This window comes from Microbispora sp. NPDC004025, assembly GCF_053604425.1.
The window spans coordinates 316,006-334,479 of the sequence record NZ_JBSGHN010000003.1 but is presented as its reverse complement, the minus strand read 5'-3'; the positions used below and the strand labels follow the sequence as shown (position 1 = coordinate 334,479).

11 protein-coding genes are annotated in these 18,474 nt (G+C 73.4%); 9 read left to right on the top strand and 2 right to left on the bottom strand.

All coding sequences use genetic code 11. The annotated features are described in order from the left end of the window. Nucleotide 1: 1 nt before the first annotated feature. The 8 genes from ACWEQG_RS09675 (at nucleotide 2) to ACWEQG_RS09640 (ending at nucleotide 14,349) form a co-directional block, all read left to right on the top strand. A complete protein-coding gene (locus ACWEQG_RS09675) occupies nucleotides 2-787 on the top strand; it encodes a hypothetical protein (protein ID WP_452283354.1) in 786 nt (261 codons plus the stop codon). Continuing rightward, nucleotides 787-2,049, top strand: coding sequence for an SseB family protein (locus tag ACWEQG_RS09670; protein ID WP_452283352.1), 1,263 nt, complete (start codon nucleotides 787-789; stop codon nucleotides 2,047-2,049). Before ACWEQG_RS09675 ends, ACWEQG_RS09670 begins: the two co-directional genes overlap by 1 nt. A 40-nt stretch (nucleotides 2,050-2,089) precedes the next feature. Next, complete coding sequence (locus ACWEQG_RS09665) at nucleotides 2,090-2,428, top strand: hypothetical protein (protein WP_452283350.1); 339 nt, start codon at nucleotides 2,090-2,092, stop codon at nucleotides 2,426-2,428. A 108-nt stretch (nucleotides 2,429-2,536) separates the two neighbouring features. After that, nucleotides 2,537-2,956 (top strand): YbaB/EbfC family nucleoid-associated protein, encoded by a 420-nt coding sequence (locus tag ACWEQG_RS09660; RefSeq protein WP_346225453.1) that lies wholly within the window; start codon nucleotides 2,537-2,539, stop codon nucleotides 2,954-2,956. Continuing rightward, on the top strand, nucleotides 2,953-3,303 hold the full coding sequence (locus tag ACWEQG_RS09655; protein ID WP_452283349.1) for a hypothetical protein: 351 nt from the start codon (nucleotides 2,953-2,955) through the stop codon (nucleotides 3,301-3,303). Before ACWEQG_RS09660 ends, ACWEQG_RS09655 begins: the two co-directional genes overlap by 4 nt. 3 nt (nucleotides 3,304-3,306) lie before the next feature. Next, the gene (locus tag ACWEQG_RS09650) at nucleotides 3,307-13,272 is read left to right on the top strand and encodes a WXG100-like domain-containing protein (protein ID WP_452283347.1); all 9,966 of its coding nucleotides are present in this window, start codon (nucleotides 3,307-3,309) and stop codon (nucleotides 13,270-13,272) included. Then, entirely contained in the window at nucleotides 13,272-13,796 is a 525-nt protein-coding gene (locus ACWEQG_RS09645) for a hypothetical protein (protein WP_363469301.1), read from the top strand. The genes ACWEQG_RS09650 and ACWEQG_RS09645 overlap by 1 nt, the downstream gene beginning before the upstream one ends. Nucleotides 13,797-13,806: 10 nt before the next feature. Next, entirely contained in the window at nucleotides 13,807-14,349 is a 543-nt protein-coding gene (locus ACWEQG_RS09640; RefSeq protein WP_452283345.1) for a hypothetical protein, read from the top strand. Between the two features lies 1 nt (nucleotide 14,350). Here the strand turns inward: ACWEQG_RS09640 and eccB are convergent, their stop codons facing one another. After that, on the bottom strand, nucleotides 14,351-15,760 hold the full coding sequence (gene eccB / locus ACWEQG_RS09635; protein ID WP_452283343.1) for a type VII secretion protein EccB: 1,410 nt from the start codon (nucleotides 15,758-15,760) through the stop codon (nucleotides 14,351-14,353). Nucleotides 15,761-15,940: 180 nt separating this feature from the next. Next, nucleotides 15,941-16,594, bottom strand: coding sequence for a TetR/AcrR family transcriptional regulator (locus tag ACWEQG_RS09630; RefSeq protein ID WP_452283341.1), 654 nt, complete (start codon nucleotides 16,592-16,594; stop codon nucleotides 15,941-15,943). Nucleotides 16,595-16,733: 139 nt separating this feature from the next. On the opposite strand from ACWEQG_RS09630, the gene ACWEQG_RS09625 reads away from it, so the two are divergent. After that, nucleotides 16,734-18,314, top strand: coding sequence for an FAD-dependent oxidoreductase (locus ACWEQG_RS09625; protein WP_452283339.1), 1,581 nt, complete (start codon nucleotides 16,734-16,736; stop codon nucleotides 18,312-18,314). Nucleotides 18,315-18,474: the final 160 nt, after the last annotated feature.

The window sequence follows — 18,474 nt, the reverse complement described above, 5'->3', positions numbered from 1 at the left end:
CATGGTGAGCATCGGGAACGTCGAGATCTGGGACGCGCGCAACAACTTCGTCACCGGCGCCGGCCTGGCCGGGATGGCCTCGCTCCTGGAGCCGAGCGCGCTGCCGCTGGCGGGACTGCTGGCCACGATGATCGCCGACCCCGACGCCATGTCGCGGGGCGCGCGCGAGTGGCACAACAAGGGAGGGGAGGACGGCCCGGCGCCCGCCGACATCGGGCGGCTCAGGGAGGATCTCAGGGCGCAGGTCACCGCGCTCGAGTCGGACGGGCATCTCAAGGGGCGGATGCTGACCACGGTCAAGGAGAAGTTCCTCGAGCTGGACCACCAGCTCGCCGGGCTGGACCAGGGCATGAAGGGCGTCGGCGACAGCCTCGACTCCGCGTGCATGCTCTACACGGCGGCGAGCTACATCTCGCTGGCGATGGGCACGACGGCGTTGACGCTGGCGAACATCAGCGTCGCGGCCAAGGCCAACCCCGTCTCCATGGCCGCGATCCAGCCCACCGTCACCGGCATCATGGCCACCATGTCGAGGACCGCGCAGAAGGTGTTCACGGTCCTGGCGAAGCTGAACTGGAAGGTCGCCGCCATCTTCACCGGGGTCGCCTACCTCGCCGGCGGCGTCCAGCAGAAGTTCCCCGGCATGCAGGCCGTCACGATGCAGGCGCCCGACTTCACCAAGGCCAAGGTGGCCTTCGACCCGGCCGGCGGAGGCCTCACCGAACCCCTGCCGGACCCCGGCGACATACCGAAGACGCCGTCCTTCCTGCCGCCGATCGGCATCTGATGGAGTGGGCGGCCGGCGCGTTCGAGCGGCGGCTCGGGGCGGCGCACGACGCGGGCGACCTCGCGGCCTGCCTGAGCATGCTCAGGGACACCGAGCTGGCGCTGCCCCTGCCGCCGGACGGCGACCCCGCCTGGGTGAGGATCAGCGCGCCCGATCGGGTGTGGCTGCCCGCCTACACCTCCGTCGAGGCCATGACGGCGGCCACGGGCCTGTCACGCGCCCGGATCACCTCGCTGGTCGAACTCGCCGCCGGCTGGCCCGACCCGCACTGGGGCCTGGCCGTCAACCCCGGCCTGCCGGTGCGCTTCCTGCTCGAACCGGGGACCGTCGCCAGGCTGGCGGTCCCCACACTCGCGCAGGACCGCATGGCGGAGCCCGAGCCGGCGCTGCCGGTGGTGCAGAAGCCGCTGACGCCGGGGGATCTGCGCGGCTATCTCGGCGAGGGGGAGTCGCGCGTCTCCGGCTACTGCCACCACGCGCTCGACGTGGCCCACGTGGCGACGCCCGCCGTGCTCGTCGACATGCTGGGCCGCCGGGCCGACGAGGGGCTGCTCACCGGCGACGGCTCGGTGGTCCTGCTGCGCTGGCGTACGGTCGGGCTCAACCTCTACCGCACGCCGTACGGCGGGACCGACGAGGCGGGCATGGCGGCGGTGGCCGGCTGGGTCGTCGAGGAGCCGCCGTTCGCCGGCATGGGTCTCGCGCCGAACGCCGACTATCCGGTCCGCGAGTACAAGGTGGACGCCGTACGGCTGCCGCACGGCTCGGAGATCGTCGAGCTGACCACGGCGGGGACCGAGATCGTGCGCGCGGTCTACGACGGCGACCTCGGCCGCTGGGGGCCCGGAGAGCCGGCCGCCGCATCCCTGAGCTCCTACCGGGCGCGCTGGCGGGGGGCCGATCACCCGGCCATCCCCGATCCCGGGCACGACGGGCTGCTGATCCGGCTGCTGAGCGACGAGCCGGCCGACGGGTTCGAAGAGCGTGCCCCGGGCCGGTTCGTACGGCCCGTGCCCGCCGGGGAGTGCGAGGCCGTCTTCCACGTCACCCGGAGGTGCGAGTGGCGCGGCGCCCCCTGCCTCATACGGGACGAGCGCGCGGGCGAACTGCTGCTCGAATACACCGGCGGGCGGCTGCCGGTCGCGCGGGCGCTGGGCATGGAGCGGATCGAGCGGGGCGTCCACCGGCGGTGGGTGGCCCGCGCCGAGGCCGGCGAACCGCGCGAGCACGCCGAACTCCTCGACCTGGGACTCACTCGCTAGCCTGAATTCGGGACGACCAGGACCGGAGGGACGGACGCAGGTGAGCGAGACCGATCCGCACATCCACGTCGAATCGAAGGTGCTGCAGGCCGGCGCCGGCTACCGCAATGTGGTCGCGTCGTCGCTGGGCCGCGCACCAGACGCGCCCGATGTCGTCACCACCGGTTGCGGACTTCGGGTGCCCTACGCGATGACCTCGATCCGTCCCGAGAGCGTCACCTGCCTCGCGTGCCGCGAACACGCCCACCGCGAGCACCTGCGCTACGCCGAGCAGGTGGAGCGCCTGAGCCGGATGCCCGGCGCGCCCGTCACCGGCGACCAGGCCGCCAAGGCCGCGCAGTGGGCCAGGGACCTCGCGATGCGGTTCTTGGGCGCGTAACCTCGCCGCCGTCTGACGCACTTCACTAGCCGGATGTCCGATCACGGTGTGATAATCCCGGATATTGGACAGAGATCGTCATCGGTGTGAACGCGGTCGAACGGGGTGGTGAACACGACCGGGGGACAGGCGCCGGACGCCGCCGGGATGCGGGCGTACGCCGAGGAGCTGCGGGCCACGTTCCTGCGCCTGCAGGAGGAGGCGCCCGCGCTGCACGAGAGGGCGCGCGCCGTGCAGGTGACGGAGAAGTCGCGTGACGGGCTGGTGGCGGCCACGGTCGGCGCGAACGGCGAGCTGATCAGGCTGGATCTCGACCCGCGCATCTACCGCCGGCAGGACGCGCGCGGCCTGGCCGACGCCATCACCCGGACCATCCACGCCGCCGTGGCCAGGGCCCAGGACCGGGTCGTCGAGATCTTCGCGCCGATCATCCCCGCCGACCAGATGAGGGCGCACATCGAGGGGGATCTCGACGCCGTGCTGGAGCAGATGTCGACGCGGTTGCCGAAGCCGCCGGGGGAGAGATGAGCGAGCTTTTCGAAGTGAACTATGTCGACATCCGCCCGCAGCAGCTCGCGAAGGGCCTGTCCCAGTGGCACGCCGCGTCGTCCGACACCGAGAGCGGCTACCTCGCCAGTCTGCGGGAGATCCGGCGGCTCAACGCCGCCGCGCCGTGGGGACACGACACGGCTGGCTCGGCCTTCCACTCCGCGTACACCCGAGGCGACGGGCCGGAGAAGCTGATGGACCGGGGTGCGGAGCTCGTCGGCAAGGTGGTCGAGCTCGGCCCGACCGTACGGCGGAGCGCGGAGAACGCCCGCGGCATGGACGCCGCACGGGCCAGGGAGGTGCACGAGATCCTGAGAAGGGTCTGACGGATGACTCACTCCGCCACATCGGGGACGAGCCCGGACGCGGCGAACAGCAAGGTCGATCCGACCATGGGCGACGGGCTGCCCGCGTTCGCCGATGGCGGCGGCTCGGTCGTCGACGTCACGCCCGCCTGGGGCGAGTCGCTGCCCGACTGGGCCGACGACCTCATCGCCCTGCTCACGGCGGGCCAGACGTGGCCGGAGGCGAGCGAGAGCCTGCTGTGGGAGCTGGCCAGGGCGCACCGGGCCGCGACCGTGAGCCTGGTGCGGTCCGTCGATCCGGTGGGAACCGCCGCAGTCTCCGTGCTCAGCGGAATGCAGGGCCCGTCGATGCAGGCGTTCATCAACCGGCTCGGCGAGCACTACTCGGAGCAGTCCGGGCTGCTCGGCGTGGCGAACAACCACTTCGCCTATGCCGCGCAGGCCGACGACTTCGCCCGTGAGACGCAGTATTCGAAGCTGTCGGTCAACGTGGTGTTCTGGATCGCGCTGATCGCCACGTTCATCGCACTCGTCGCCGCCTTCTACTCGGCGGGCGCCTCCACCAGATTCATCGGGCCGATCGCCGCCCGCGCCCGGGCCGAGACCCTGAAGATCCTCGAACGGCTCGCCGTCGCCGCCGGACGCCCCGCCGCCGCCCAGGCGCTCGCGCGGGGGACCGCGCTCGCCTCGGTCCGGGCCGGCCTGCTCGGCCGCATCCTCGCCAACCCCCTGGGCAGGGAGATCGTCGAGGAGGTCGGCGAGGAGGTCGCCGGCGACGACATCGCCCAGCGTAAGCAGCAGGAGATGGGCACCCGCGACGGCCGGGACTGGAGGAGGACGGGCGCCATCGCGGTGGGCGCGGCCGGCGGCGGGGCCATCGGCCTGCGGGCAGCGCGCCCCGTGAGCAACCTGGTCAACAGGACGCCCCTGCTCAGGAGGCTGAACACCGACCTGCCGGGTGTCGGCAACGCGTTCAGGCGCTTCCCCGGCAGGGCGCTGACGACCGGCCTGACCAACGTCATCGCCTCCCCGGCCGGAAGCATGCTGGGCAACGGGCTCGTGTACGGCCAGTGGGAGATGCCCGACGGGGAGTCGCTGCTGGGGGCCGCTCTCGGCGGGGCCGGCCGTACGAACACGATCAGCCCGTTCAACCCCGACGTCGTCCAGGCGGTCGTCAGCCCGCGTACGGCCCTGGCCTCGGCGTACGACACGAGTGTGCGCACCGACCTGATCCGCGCCTTCTCCGATCCCGCCGCCGGACAGCCGTCCGGCGGTGTTGCGGGCTCCGGCGAGACGGGTACGTCCGGCGGTGGCCAGACCGCGAGCAACGGCGGGCAGAACGGCGCGGGCGGCACGAGCACCGCGTCCGTCGCAACGCAACCCCCCGCTGCGCCGGCCACCGCGCCCGGTGGGGCTGGGCCGGTGTCGAATGCCACGTCGAACGGCTCCACGCAGCCGTCGGCCACTGCACCCGGCGCGGCCGGTTCCGCGAGCACGGCGTCCAACGCGCCAGGCCAGTCGTCCGCCACCGCCGCGTCCGCCGCGCAATCCGGCGCGGCCGGTTCCGCGAGCACATCCAACGTGGGCAACACGGGCGGCGCATCCAGCGCGGGCACCGGGAACGCGGCGGCCGCGTCCGCCGCGAGCAGCGGTCAGGCGCCGGCCGCGGCGCAGAGTGCGTCCAGCCAGTCGTCCGCCACCGCCGCGTCCGCCGCGCAATCCGGCGCGGCCGGTCCAAGCAACACCGGCAATGGCGCCAACGCGGTCAATGCGGTCAATGCGGTCGGTACGAGCGGTGCCGACCTGGGAGCGGCCGGTCCAGGCAACGCCGCGAACGCGGCCAACGCCGGCAACGCCGGCAACGCGGCCAACGCCGGCAACGCCGCGAATGCGGCCAACGCCGCCAGTGCGGCCAGCGCCGCGAACGCCGGCAACGCCGCCAGCGTGGCCAACGCCGCGAACGTGGCCAACGCCAATGTGGCCGGTGGGACTGGCGCGGGAAGCACAGCGGCGGGCGCGTCTACCGCGACCGGCCCGGCGAGCCCGGGCAACGCGGGTGATGCCGGCACCGGTGCCGCGGGTGCCGTAGCGGCCTCCACGGCGAACACCGCGACGCCGGGCGCCCCGGCCGCCGCTCCCGCCGCGTCGAGTGCGACGGCGGCGTCCACAGCACCCTCCGCATCCCCCGCCGCCTCGGCGGCGCTCGCGTCGGCTCGTACGGCGGTCTCCGACACGCTGCTCACGATCGCGCCCGATGTGCTTCTCCTGCGCGACGGCCGGGGCGCCAGGCTGACCGGTCCTGACGGAAGGCCGATCGAGCTCTCGGCCGAGGACATGGAGGCCCTCGCCGACCGGCTCGCGGCGCGTGCCGCCGAGGGTGTGGACGCGCACCGGCTGCGCGCGGAGGCGGCCGCCCTGCTGGGGGCCAGGATCGCGGAGGAGAGCCGGGGTCTCCCGGTGGAGGGAGCTCTCGACGCGCTCGCCCGCCTGTCCGGCACGACGCCGGACGGCCGCGCCGCCGCCGTGGAGGTGGCGGGCGAGGTGCTGGAGGACAACCCACGCGGCTGGCGGCCCGACCGGCTGAGCGACGCGGGGGCCGGGCTGGTGGAGGAGGCGGCGGCGGTCCGGCCGTACGGACCCGACCATGCTCTTCGTGTCGGCCGGTCCGCCGGCGCGGCCGCGGAGATCGTCCGCCGCGCCGAGAGCCTCGCCGGCGGTCCGGCCGCGCCGGATCCGTCCGGGACCGCCAATCCGGCGACACGAGGGCCGGGGCCGTCCACGGCACCGTCCTCAGCGTCGTCCACGCCACCGTCCACGCCATCGTCCACTGCGGGAGCCGCCACCCGGCCCGGACCTCGTACGACCCGTGGCCGTGGCACGGTGACGGCCCCGGGCATCGAGAGAAGCCGCTTCGTCGCCGACGGCAGGCCGCCGCACCTGGCCGACCTGTCGCCGGGGGAGGCGGAGCAGGGCTTCCTGGCGCTGCAGGCGTCCGACCTGGGCCCTGACGTGACGGGGTTGGACCGGGCCGGTGAGCGGACGGTCGTCGTGGACTCGGGCCGGTCGGGCGCCCAGCACTTCCGGTACGAGATCGGCCGGGTGCGCGGCGGTCGTCTCGCCAGGACCAGAGTCCGGGCGGGCACGGCCAGCGACCCCCACGTCGTACGGCTGTCGCCGCGCCTGGCGAACGACATCCTGCCCCGGGTGTGGCTGCACGAGATCAGCGACGTCTTCCAGCGGCTTTCCGGCCCCCCGCAGGGGGTGATCCGCTCCTTCCTGAGCCGTACGGCGGAGCCGGACGCCGCGGCCTGCGTGACGGCCCGCTACCGGGAGCACGCCCTGCTGGAGCGGACGTGGCGGGCGGCCCCGGCGGAGGAACGGCCCGCCATCGCGCACGAGATCGAGCAGCTGGCGCGCGAGATCGAGCGACTCGGGCACATCGCCCCGGCGCCCCCGTGGTCGGCGCCCCGGCCGCCGGCCGTCGCCGCCCCGGCCGCGCCCGACCCGGCGGCGACCCAGGCAGCGCAGACCACGACAGCCCAGAACACGACAGCGCAGAACACGACAGCGCAGAACACGACAGCCCAGAACAGCACGACGACCCAGAGCGCGCCCGATCCGGTGGCGGATCTGTTCGCGCGGGTCCGCACCCAGCGGGAGACGTTGGCGGACGCGGCCGACGAGCTGAGCAAGGCCGTCCAGGAGAAGGACAAGAGCCTCAGAGCGGCCCTGCTCGACGCGCACAAGGCCGACAAGGACGCACGCAAGGCGGCACGCCAGAAGGACTACGCCGCCGGGGAACGCCGCCGTAAGGCGCTGGCCGACCGCGACGTCCACCGCAGGACGGCCGAGCGCGCACAGCGGAGCAAGGAGGCCTACGAGCGAGCGGCGTCGCAGGCGGCCGAGGCGCGCAGGGCGTACGAGAAGCTCGAGAAGGCACTGAACGCCCTGCCCGCGGGCCGGACGGGGCCGCTGCCGGCGAATATCGCCCAGTCGGCCCGGGAGGCGGAGGCCGCCCACACCGCGTACACGGAGGCGTTCGCGGACGCCCTGCCGGCATCCAGGGCCCTGTCCGAGGTTCTGTCCGAGGCCACACCGGCGGGCCGGCTGCCCCATCTCGAACGGCTCACGCAGGTCGTCAACGACATGCTCGAACGCGCGGGCGTCGACCAGCGCTACTCGCCGGACGAGCTGTCGCACGTGTTGCGCTCGAACTTCAGATGGCTGGTGTCGCCGGACGGCGCGCTGCTGCGGGTGGGCCGCGGCACGCGCGGTGAGCTGCGGCTGCGGCTGAAGGTCACGGACCTGGTCGAGGTCTTCGGCCATCCGGTGCGCCACGCGCAGTCGATGCTCGGCCACTTGCCGCAGGGCGGCCGCTCGGCCTCCGCCACCGCCAATCGCGCCCTCAGCCTGGCGCCGAACCTCGACCTGAACGCCCTGAGCAAGCCGTGGCAGGACACCCACTGGCTCGCGACGCTGATGCGGTTCGGCCTGTTCAAAGGCGGGTTCAGCGTCGGCCGGAGCGAGTCGTTCAACGGCAACGCGGCGGAGTTCGCGCTGGCCGGTGCGGTGCAGGACAACGCGGGCGAGGCGCTGGTGCTCGACGGGGTCGCCGCGGCGGAGGTGGAGCTGCGCACCGCGAACGGCACCGAGCGGGCGCGCGTGGACAGCGGCACGACCGGCGACGCGCGGAGCCTGCAGATCTATCTGCCGCACACGCACGCGGAGCGGGGACCGGCCGAGGTCACCCGGCTGCCGGAAAAGCAGTGGCGGCGCACGCCGTTCCCCGAGCATTCGGTCACCGGGCTGACCGGGCTCGCGGACCTCGCCGAGCGCACCGCCGCGGGGGCCGGCCGGCCCGAGATCGGCGGCATGACGCGCGACCAGATCTTCACGATCCTGACGAAGGAGCTGCCGGCCCGGCTCGGCGAGGCGATCAACGATCCCGAGGGCCTGCGCCGCCCGATCACCGCGAACGGGCGGGTGATCGGTTATATGCGGATCAAGACCGAGGTGTCGATGAAGACGGCACGGCCGGTCGGCACGCCGAGCGTCAAGCACCGCCTGGAACGGCTGCGCGTCGGATTCTCGGGCGCGTCCGGCTCGCGCTCGGCCGGCCGGTCCGGGGAGGTGAAGGGCACCGCGGGCGTCAAGCTGCCCATCGAAGACCAGGGCATGCTCGGCGACGCCGGTCTCGACGGCTACAAGACCGCCACACCGCGGTTCACCATGGGGCTCGGCCGTTTCTGGTCGCGGTCGCGGTCGATGAGCGCGGGCGGGACCGCCATCCGGCCGAGCGTGCAGCGCTGGGCGGGCCACACCCAGGCGTACGCGCTGGAGCTCGAACACACGGTCACCGTGCATCTGAACAGCGACGACGCCCCTCGCACCCCTATCAAGGGCACGAGCTCGGGCCTGTTCCGCATGCCAGAGTCGCAGGCCTACCGTCATGGCCTTCCCGTCGACCGGGCGGCCGTGCGGAAGGACGGCCGGCTGCGGGACGACCCGAAGCCCGGCGTGCCGAAGGGCCGCCTGCCCGAGCTGCCCGGCTGGTCGCGCGAGTCCGGGGCAGGGCCCGCGCTCGTCCAGGCGAGCGAGCGGCAGGACAGCGTCCGGAACTTCGACGAGGTGCGCGCGAAGGTCATCGCGGCGCTGCGCGAGCAGGGCCTGCTGCCGGACGAGAACGGCGGCCTGTCCCGCGACCCGCTGACCCGGGCGAGCCAGATCGCCAACATGATCGAGGTCGCCGAACAGTTCTCCCCGGCCCGGCTGCAGACCGGATACGACCAGGCCAGGCAGGACGGGATCGTCCTCGACCTGGTGAGCCAGGGCATCGGCCGGCCCAGCCGGCACTACACCATGCGCATCCGGTTGAAGCAGTCGGGCAGGGAGGAGTTCCAGGGCACCAGCGAGGCCGACGTCGTGGCGGACCTCGACATCTCGTCGGAGACCTCCGGCCGGTCGGTCGGCCGGTCGGCAGGCCGGTCCGGCGACCTCGGCGCCGGCGTCGGCCTGGAGACGAAGCCGGGCGAGGACGGCTCGACCGGCGGCGGGCCGGGCTTCCACGCCAACAGGGGGCGCACGGCCGGCACGACCCTCAACGACACGGTCAACCACGTCACGTTGATCGAGGCCACCGCTCCGGCGGCGGTCTTCGAGGTTCCGCACACGCTCACCGTGGAACTCGTCGAGGACGGCGGGAAGACCAGGACGCTGGCCGAGAGCGACGGCGTGTGGATGCGGGTGCTGCTGCCCTCCGACCTGCTGCCGGAACGCCGGGCGGAGCCCTCGCCCGCGCACCCGACGTCCAGGGAGGCGCTGAGCCTCGCCACCCTGCTGCACGTGGACGGGAGCGGCGTGCTCGAGGCCCTCGGCTCGGTGCTGCCGAGGGCGATGCGGCCGGGCTCGATGTCGTACCACCACCTCGCCGAGACGTTCAACGTACGCGGCCTCATCTCCCACCCGGAATGGCTGGTCGCCGACGCCGACGGGCCGGCCGGCACGTACGGCACCGCGACGGCCGTGCGCCCGCGCGGCCTGCGCACGCACCGAGCGGCGGCGTGGATCACGGCCGAGCCGGGCGAGTCGACGTTCGTCACCGCGGCCGACCTGGTGATCGGTGACATCAACTTCACGATGGGCGCGCACTCCACGCGAATGGAGACCCGGCGCGGACGGTCCGCGGACGTCTCGACCGGCGTCAAGGAGGATCTGCCCGACCCGTTCGGCAGCACGCAGGAGGCCGGCGTGTCCGGGGCGGGGAGCAGGGCGTCCTCGATCACCGATACGGCGATCTGGGGCAGGGAACGGCTGGCCATCGACACCGGCAAGCACTATGTGTTCGCGATGAAGGCGGACATCACGGTCTCCGGGGACGAGTCGGGAAACCGCCGGGCCAACGCCGAGCTGCCGGGCAGAACGGTCGTCTACTCCCTCCCCGAGCGCGACGCCCTCGCCCTGTACGGCAAGGGCGAGGTCAAGCTCCCGCTCGGCCAGGTGGCCGACGCGGTGACGCGGCTGCTCGACGGCACCCTCGAGCTCGACCCGCGTACGGCGGTGCCGATGGTCCGCAGATACCTGGCCGACCGGGCGCTGGCGCGCAGGGCCGGTCATCCCCGGCTCGACCTGGAGCGGAAGCATCCCCGCGCCGTGCTCTTCGAACGGCTCGTCAAGGACTTCCCCATGGGCCGGGCGCCCGGGCTCAAGCAGATGCAGGACAGGCTGCCGGACCTCGCCACCCGGGTGGACGTCCCCGACCTGTACGAGGACTCCCTCGGCGAGAGCACCGTGAAGACCGTCCGGCTCACGGCCCCGGACGGCACACCGACCCGGCTGCTCGACCAGGTGCTCGGACAGATCGGCACGGTGGCGCCCGGCGCGCTGAAGCGCGACCCGGTCCTGCTGCGCAGCCTGTTCGGCGACTTCGCCGGCAGACGCTGGTGGGGCAAGCTCGACGACATGACCGGACCGGCCGGCTTCGTCAAAACGTACTCGCTCAAGATCGGCCCGCACCTCACCGAGGACGTGACGCTCAGGATCACGGCGGAGCTCCACGGCGACCAGGCGACGTACGGCGGGAGCGTCCACAACTTCGGCCAGATCCTGCAGGACTACCTCTACGGCCAGCAGGACGCCGGTGAGTCGTCCGGCAGGACGTTCGGCGGCAACGCGAAGGCCGGAGCGGGACAGGACGTGGGCAGCGGCGGCCGAGCGGTCGCCACCGACCGCTCGCACACCGGCACGGCCTCGATCGGCACCCAGCGGACCCGCATCCAGCGTCATTCGGCGTTCCGCGGCGGGCAGCTCGTCGCACATCCGGTGACGATCAGGATCGAGGTCGAGCGGTCGTCGGGCCGCCTGCGCGGCGCCGTCGCGAGGACCACCGGCGTCCCCCGGACCAGCCACGTCACGCTGCGCGGCACCATGACCCGGGTGCTGCCGGACGGCATGGTGGCGAAGAAGGGCACGGTTCCCGCGCGGGGGCCCACGCGGCCCGACGTACGGCGGGTCGCGCCGCCGGAGGTCTTCGCGACCGAGGGGATCAGGTCCGACGGGCTGCTGCGCGCGGTGTTCGGCCGGCTCGCCCGGCCGGACCTCCTCGGCGGGACCGCCGCCATGGAGCACTACGCCGAGCTGGCCAAGGCCTTCACCGGCAACGGGCTGGCGACCCGGCTGGAGCGGATGACCGGCCCGGACGGGCACCGGATCATCCGGCTGCCGATGCCGGGCAGACCCGGCGAGGTGGTGGACGTCCGGGTGCACGCGGACCTCTCCGAGCCCGACCCGGTGGCCCTGAACCTGCAGGACACCGAACTGGGGCAGGTGGACCGCGAGCAGAACGTCGCGGGCACGTCCACCGACCGGGGGCAGATGCTGCCGCTCGGCCGGACGTACAGCGGGGGGCTCGCCGCGGGCGCCGGCACCGACGTCGGCGCCGGCGACCAGACCGCGCAGTCGAGTTCGGGCAGCGGCGGCGTCCGCGACGAGACCAGCGTGTTCGAGAAGGGCACCGGGGCGCTGGTGCGGTTCCGGGTCGACTTCGACCTCCGGTTCGAGGTGCGCCGGGTGGCGCCGGACGGCGCGGAGACGCTGCTGCGGGCGGTGGAGATCCCCCACGGCGCGACCGGCAGGGCCCACCTGATCATGTTCCAGCACGCGTTCGAGGAGATGCTGGCCCGTCGCGACGCCGGCCCCGCCCGGCCGCGGTGGGACTTCCGGCGGCGGCCCGCGGCGCCCGGCATGTTCTTCTCCCACGACGCCGTGCGCGGGATGGCCGCGAGGCACCCGTCGTACGACCCGGCGACGCCGACCAGGGCGATGGCCGAGGCTCTCAGAGGACGGACCGGAACGCTGCCGGTGGGCATCGTGGCCGACCTCGGGCGCGCGCATCCCATGGCGTTCGTGGAGGAGGCCAGGCTGCTCGCCCGCGACCTCGGCGCCGACGTCCACCTCCACCTCAGGCGGCCCGACGGCGCCGTCGAGCGCTACCGCGCCACGCCCCTGGGGGAGCTGACCGGCGACTCCTTCGCCGAGGCGCTCGGCAGGGTTTCGCCCGACCTGGTGGCGCTGGCCGCCCGGCACGACCTTGACCTGCGCGACCTGTACGACGGGCGGCCGAGTGGGTTCGCCGACCGGATCGCCGAACGGCTCGACGCCCTCGGCGTGCCCAGGGACACCCCGGCAGACCCGGGCTGGCCGGTGCCCGAGACCGCGGCGGACGGCACCTGGGGCGGCAACCCCCTCGTCACCGGTCCTCCCGGCGGCAGCGTGACGGCCGAAGCCATCGAGCGGACCGCGTTCGTGGCCGACGGCCGGGCCCCGCACCTGCCGAACCTGTCGAACGACGAGATCCCCCCGGCCGTCGCCGACCTGCGCCCGTCGGACTTCGGCAGGGGCGTCCAGGCCGTGACCGTGACGCCGGACGGCAGGGTCGTCACCGTCGAGACCGCCCGGTTCGGCACCCAGCGTTTCGTCGTGCTGCCCGAGGACCCCGGCGGCGGACGCCCGGGCCGTACGGAGGTCCACACGGGCACGGGCACGGATCCGCACGTGACCCGGCTCGCGCCTAGACTGGCCCCCGACGTGGTGGCCCGGGTGCTGCTGCACGAGGTCAGCGACACCCTGCAGAAGCGCGCCGCGGCGGAGCAGGGCGTGGTGCGCGCCTTCCTGAACGCCCTGAATCCCGGCTACGACGCGTGCGCCGCCGCCCGCCGCAACGAGCACGCCTACCTGTCCCGCAAGTGGCTGTTGGCGTCCTCGGACGAGGAACGGGCGCGGCTGCGGCACGAGATCGAGGCGGTCGCCCGTGACCTCGGGGCGCGGGGTCAGCCGGCGCCCCCGCCGCCGTGGGTCACCGCGCCGCCTCCCGCGCCGGTCCTCGACGTGTGGGAGCGGATGCGCAGGCTCAGCAACCCCTCCGGCGGGGAGCCGCCCGACGACGAGGACGACGTGCCCGAGCCGGAGGAGACCGGACAAGGACAGGTGATCTGATGCCGTACTCGATCGCGCGGAGCAGGGACGAGGCGCACCTCTACCTCGACCTGAACCCCTGCGCCTGCGGCTCGGCCGGCACCGACTGGGACAGCGGCCTGGCGAGTGCCGAGGGGGAGCTGGTCACCTGTTATGAGGGACGGTGCGCGGCGTGCGGCGCCGAGCGGGAGTACCTGTTCGGCCTGCCCGAGCGCGAGGTGACGCCCACCGGCTACCCGACGTTCGGCGGCGCGGAGCCGTCCGAGTTGCTGGATCCCGGCGAGTGGATGTGGGTGGCCGACCTGGCGGCGGGCAACGTGCCGGAGGGCCCCCGGCTGGAGGGAGAACGGCGGCAGGCGCTGTCCGTCGCGCGGGCGGCGGTCGAGGAAGTGATCAAATTCGTCCCGCCCGGGCAGGACGAGGTGCCCGAGGAGGCGTTCTGGTCGGAGCGCGGACGGGCCGTACGCGCCGCGGAGCCGGGGCGGTTCCGCCTCGACCGGCTGCTCGTCGTCCGCGACACCTACCGCGAGCTGGCCGGGGCCTAAGGTGGCCGGAATGGAGCAGGCAGTGCCGATCTCGTACGCGCGGACGCTCGCGGAGGCCCGGCTGTATCTCGCGCTGACGGTGGAGGAGGCCGGCCGGGAGGAGCCGCCCGTCGAGGGTCCCGAGGGGTGGACGCTGCGGTCCGGCGGCGTCGAGGTGCTCGTGCCGTACGCCGGAGAGGCGGAGGCCCGGGACGAGGGGGAGCCGTTCGGCGTCGGCCTGTCCGAGCTGCTCGATCCCGGCCAGTGGCGGCTCGCGAGCGCGGGGTACGCGCGCCGGGCGCTCGCCGACGACCTCGAGTACGCCGAGGAGCCGGGAGACGAGAGCCTCTTCCTGCGGGTGGTGAGCGGCTGGGAGTCGGCCAGGGACGCGCTCGGCGAGGTGCTCAAGTTCATCCCGCCCGGCGAGCGGGAGGTGCCCGCCGAGGCCTTCTGGACCGAGACGGGCCTGGCCGCCCGCGAGGCGGAGCCCGAGAGCTTCCTGCGCGACCGGCTGGCCGAGGACATCGCGTTCTACCAGCAGAACCTGGACGACTTCCGCGGGCTGAACGGCTGACCTATCTGCCGACCGGCACGGGCACGCGGGCGGCGGAGGGGTCGAGCGCCGGCCCCTCGGGGATGAGGTGCAGCAGGTGCGCGGGCACCGGCGTGGCGTCGGAGGCGTCGTAGCCGAGCTTCGGCAGCAGGTCGGCCGAGGCGACGGCGAACCTGCGGCCCTGGTCGGTGACCAGGTAGTAGTTCGTGATCGACGCCACCTGTCCCTCGCCCGGCAGCAGCCCGGCGACCGCCGCCGATCCCGGCGGGAGCAGCACCTGGTCGAAGCTCTCCTGGCCGCCGGGGGTCCGGGGCGTGGGGATCGCGATCGAGGCGCCGACCGTCAGGGTCGCCCGGGTGGAGCCGCCACGGGCGCCCGCGTAGACCGCGCACAGCGGCGTGGTCGCGGAGGGGGAGACCACGGCGGGCATCGCCTCGGGCAGCCCGCCTCCCGTCACGCTCTGCTTGGACGGCGCGGCGTTGGCCGTCGCCGCGTCGATCGGGACGGCCCGCGGGGGACGCCTGCCGTACGCCGCCTTGATGCCGGGGTCGGCCAGCATGAGCGTGGCCTGGGTGAGGGTGATCGGCGCGAGGCCGTCGGACAGCAGGACGTACCAGCGGGCGGGGGCGTCCGCGATGCCGGGCACGGTGAAGACCTGTCCGATCGCCGCCGTGCCCCCGCCGGGCCCCCGCACCTTCTTGCCCAGGTCGCGCACCTTCGGGCCGCCGAAGTCGGGGCCCTCGGGAACGGCGTTGAGCCAGGCGGCGGGCACCTTCCTGGGCTGCGCGTTCAGCGCGCTCACCGCGCTGGAGCTCGCCCGCATCCGCCGGTCGCCCCAGACCACCCACTTCTGCCGGCCGTCGTCCACGACCATGGCGCCGCCGCCGAGGGGCCTGCCGCCGACGTCCAGGCCGCCCACCAGCGTGACGTACGGCCGTGGCGCCCCGGTGGCGTCGGGGCCGTCCACCACGCACACCGACCACGGGCCGTGCACCAGCTTGTCCTTGGCCGGCAGCGAGTCGGGCGCGCCGGGGATGCCGACGAGCGGCCCGCGCGGCAGCTCGGCCAGCGAGGCGGCGGAGACGTCGCGCACCGTCACGTCGGGGGTGTCGAGCAGCAGCCGGGCGGAGACGTAGTTCGCCACGGGAAGCAGCACGCGCTCCTGCCGGCTGTAGACGTAGGTCGCGCCGGTGTCCTGCTCGACGAGGAGCTGGCCGGGCTCGGTGAGCTTGGTGGCGCCACCCGGCTTGATCACCCCCCAGATGCCGAAGACGGCGAGCAGGAGCACCGACAGCAGGACTCCGCAGAACGTGGCCAGATTGTGCCGCCGCATCGGCGACTCCGCCACGTCCGGCTCTCCCTGCAGCAGGGCCTGACCCAGGCGCTGCTGCATCAGCCGGTATGCCTGGTAGAGGTCCTTCCGGGTCTGCACGTCACCTCTCCCTGTCAGAGGGCATGACCGTCAGCATATTGATCCGGAGGCGTCCCTGTGATCTCCGCGGTGTCTCGGTGGTTCCGCTTCGTGCAGGTCGTTGAAATTTGTACGGTTACCGCCACGTTCGCACGGAGCGGCCGTCGCGGGCCGGTGAGGGCCGGGGCGGCCGGGACCGGTTCACCGAGGCGGGCGGTGGCCTGCTTGTCTCTCGGCGGCGTCGAGTGCGGGCGTGAGCGGTGCGAGCGTGGTGCGCAGCAGGTCCGGCAGGGAGCCGGACGGCAGGACAAGCCCGCTGGTCGTGGAGGATGCGACGGTCGTCTGCAGCCATTGTCGGAGAGCAAGGCGGACTGCGGCGGCCACGCTCGCCGCGAGCACGCGGGCGGTGTGCCCGCCGGTGTGGCCGAGGCGCCGGGCGATCGCGTCGCTGAGGGGATGTTCGATCGCGGCGGCGGCGTCGACGAACTCGTCGCGCAGTGCGGGGCGGGTGGTGATCAGCAGGAGCGCGTCGCGACCGGGTTGGCCGGGATCGGTGTACTGGTCCACGATCGCGTCGACGACAGCCTCGGCGAGGCCGACGTCGGCGGGCCGCTCGGTCACGGCCGCCGCGACCCGTGCTTCCCGTTCGCCGGTGATGGCGGCCACAATCGCCTGTTCCCGGCTGGAGAAGTAGTTGTTGTAGGTCCGGGGGGAGACCCCGGCGGCCTGGGCGATGTCGTCCACGCGCACGTTGTCCGGTCCGCGCTCGAGAGCCAGCCGCAGTGCCGCCGCGCGCAACGCCTCTCGCGTGGCCTGCTTCTTCTGCTCGCGCAACCCGGTCGGTCTCGTCTCCACCGTCCCAGCGTCCCAGATTCGATGCGTGCCCGCAAACTTGCGTGTGCGCAAGTTTTCTCTCTAGTCTGCCTCCCGGCAGGGAGGAGGTCCCAGCGGCCCAGGTGCGTTTCAGCGCTCCATCCGCCCTGCTCTCGTCCGTGTGAGCAAGGGAGAACACGTGATCACAGATGTCGTCATCGCCGGCGGCGGCCCCAACGGGCTGATGCTGGCCTGCGAGCTGAGCCTGGCAGGGGTTCGGCCGGTCGTGCTGGAGCGGCTGCCGGAGATGAGCGAGGAACCGAAAGCGAACGGATTGCTCGGCCAGGTCGTGAGAATGCTCGACCGCCGAGGGCTGCACGAACCTCTCAGCGGCAGCCCGGCACCCCCGCAGCCGAACTCCGCGTACTTCATGTTCGGTGCGCTGGGCCTGGACCTGAGCCTGCTGGAGGACAGCCCCGTTTACGCCCTGCCGGTGCCGCAGCGCCGCATCGTGCAGGTCCTGCAGGAGCGCGCCACCGAACTGGGCGTGGAAATCCGGCGGGAACACGAGGTCGTCGGTGTGTCCCAGGACGACGACGCGGTCACCATCGATGTCGCGAACCCCGGCGGGGCCTACCGGCTGCGGGCCCGCTACCTCGTCGGCGCGGATGGAGCGCACAGCGCCACGCGCAAGCTCTCCGGCATCGGGTTCCCCGGCGTCACCTATGACCGGATGACCGTCCTCTCAGCGCACGTGAACCTTCCGGAGGACTGGATCGATCCCGCGACCGGCGCGCTGAACGTGCCCGGCCACGGCGCTGTTCTGCCGTTCCTGCCCCAGCGCACGGAGCGCGGCGGGTTCTCCTACGCACCGATGCCCGGCCACCCGGCGCTGGTCAGCACCACGGAGTGGGACCTGCCCGCGACCGACGCACCGATGGACCTTGAAGTGTTGCGGGCGAGCGTCCGCCGGGTGCTCGGCGTCGATGTGCCGCTGGGTGCGCCCGATGGCCCGGGCCCGCACGTGCTGCGTCGCCTGACCGGCGGCAACACCCGGGTCGCCGACCGGTTCGCCGACGGCCGGGTGTTCCTGATCGGTGATGCCGCTCACGTGTACGCCGCCACCGGGGGAGGACCCGGGCTCAACCTCGGCCTTCAGGACGCGGTCAACCTCGGCTGGAAACTCGCCGCCGTGATCCGCGGCACCGCCCCGCCCGGCCTGCTGGACAGCTACGAGGCCGAGCGGCGACTCGCCGCCCACCGCATGATCCTGAATGCGCAGGCACAGTCGGCCCTGATAGCCCCCGGCGGCGACGTCACCGGACTGCGCGAACTGTTCACCGAGCTGCTCCGCGACCAGAGCACCGTGCAGCGCCTCGCCGAACTCGTCGCGGGCGCCGACGTCCGCTACGACATGGGCGAACCCGAGGCGCATCCGCTGATCGGCCGGTTCGCGCCGGACATGGAACTGCGCACCCCGGCCGGGCCGGTCCGGCTGGCCGAGCTGACCAGAACCGCGCGCCCCCTACTGCTCGACCTGACCGAAGGAGCGTCGCTGGCGCAGGCGCTCGGCCCGCGGCACGACCACGTCGACATCGTCACCGCGCGCCCTCAGGTCCCGGCACCCACCGCACTGCTTCTTCGCCCGGACTGCTATGTGGCCTGGGCGTCCGCATCACCCGAACCGGATCCCACGGAGATCGAAGCACTTCGGGCAGCCGTGCATCGATGGTTCGGTGGCGACGACCCCGCCCGCCTCTGAGCGGACCGGTGTGAAGGGCCACGATCAACGGCGCCGCGGCATCGGCCTAGGGCCGGCGAGGCTTTCGCTCTCCCCTTCGCCGAACTTTCCGGGCGTTAGGAAAAAAGGGGAATGGGGTGGCGGAAAAGCCTGATTCTCCAGGCCGCGGATATAGCCGCTC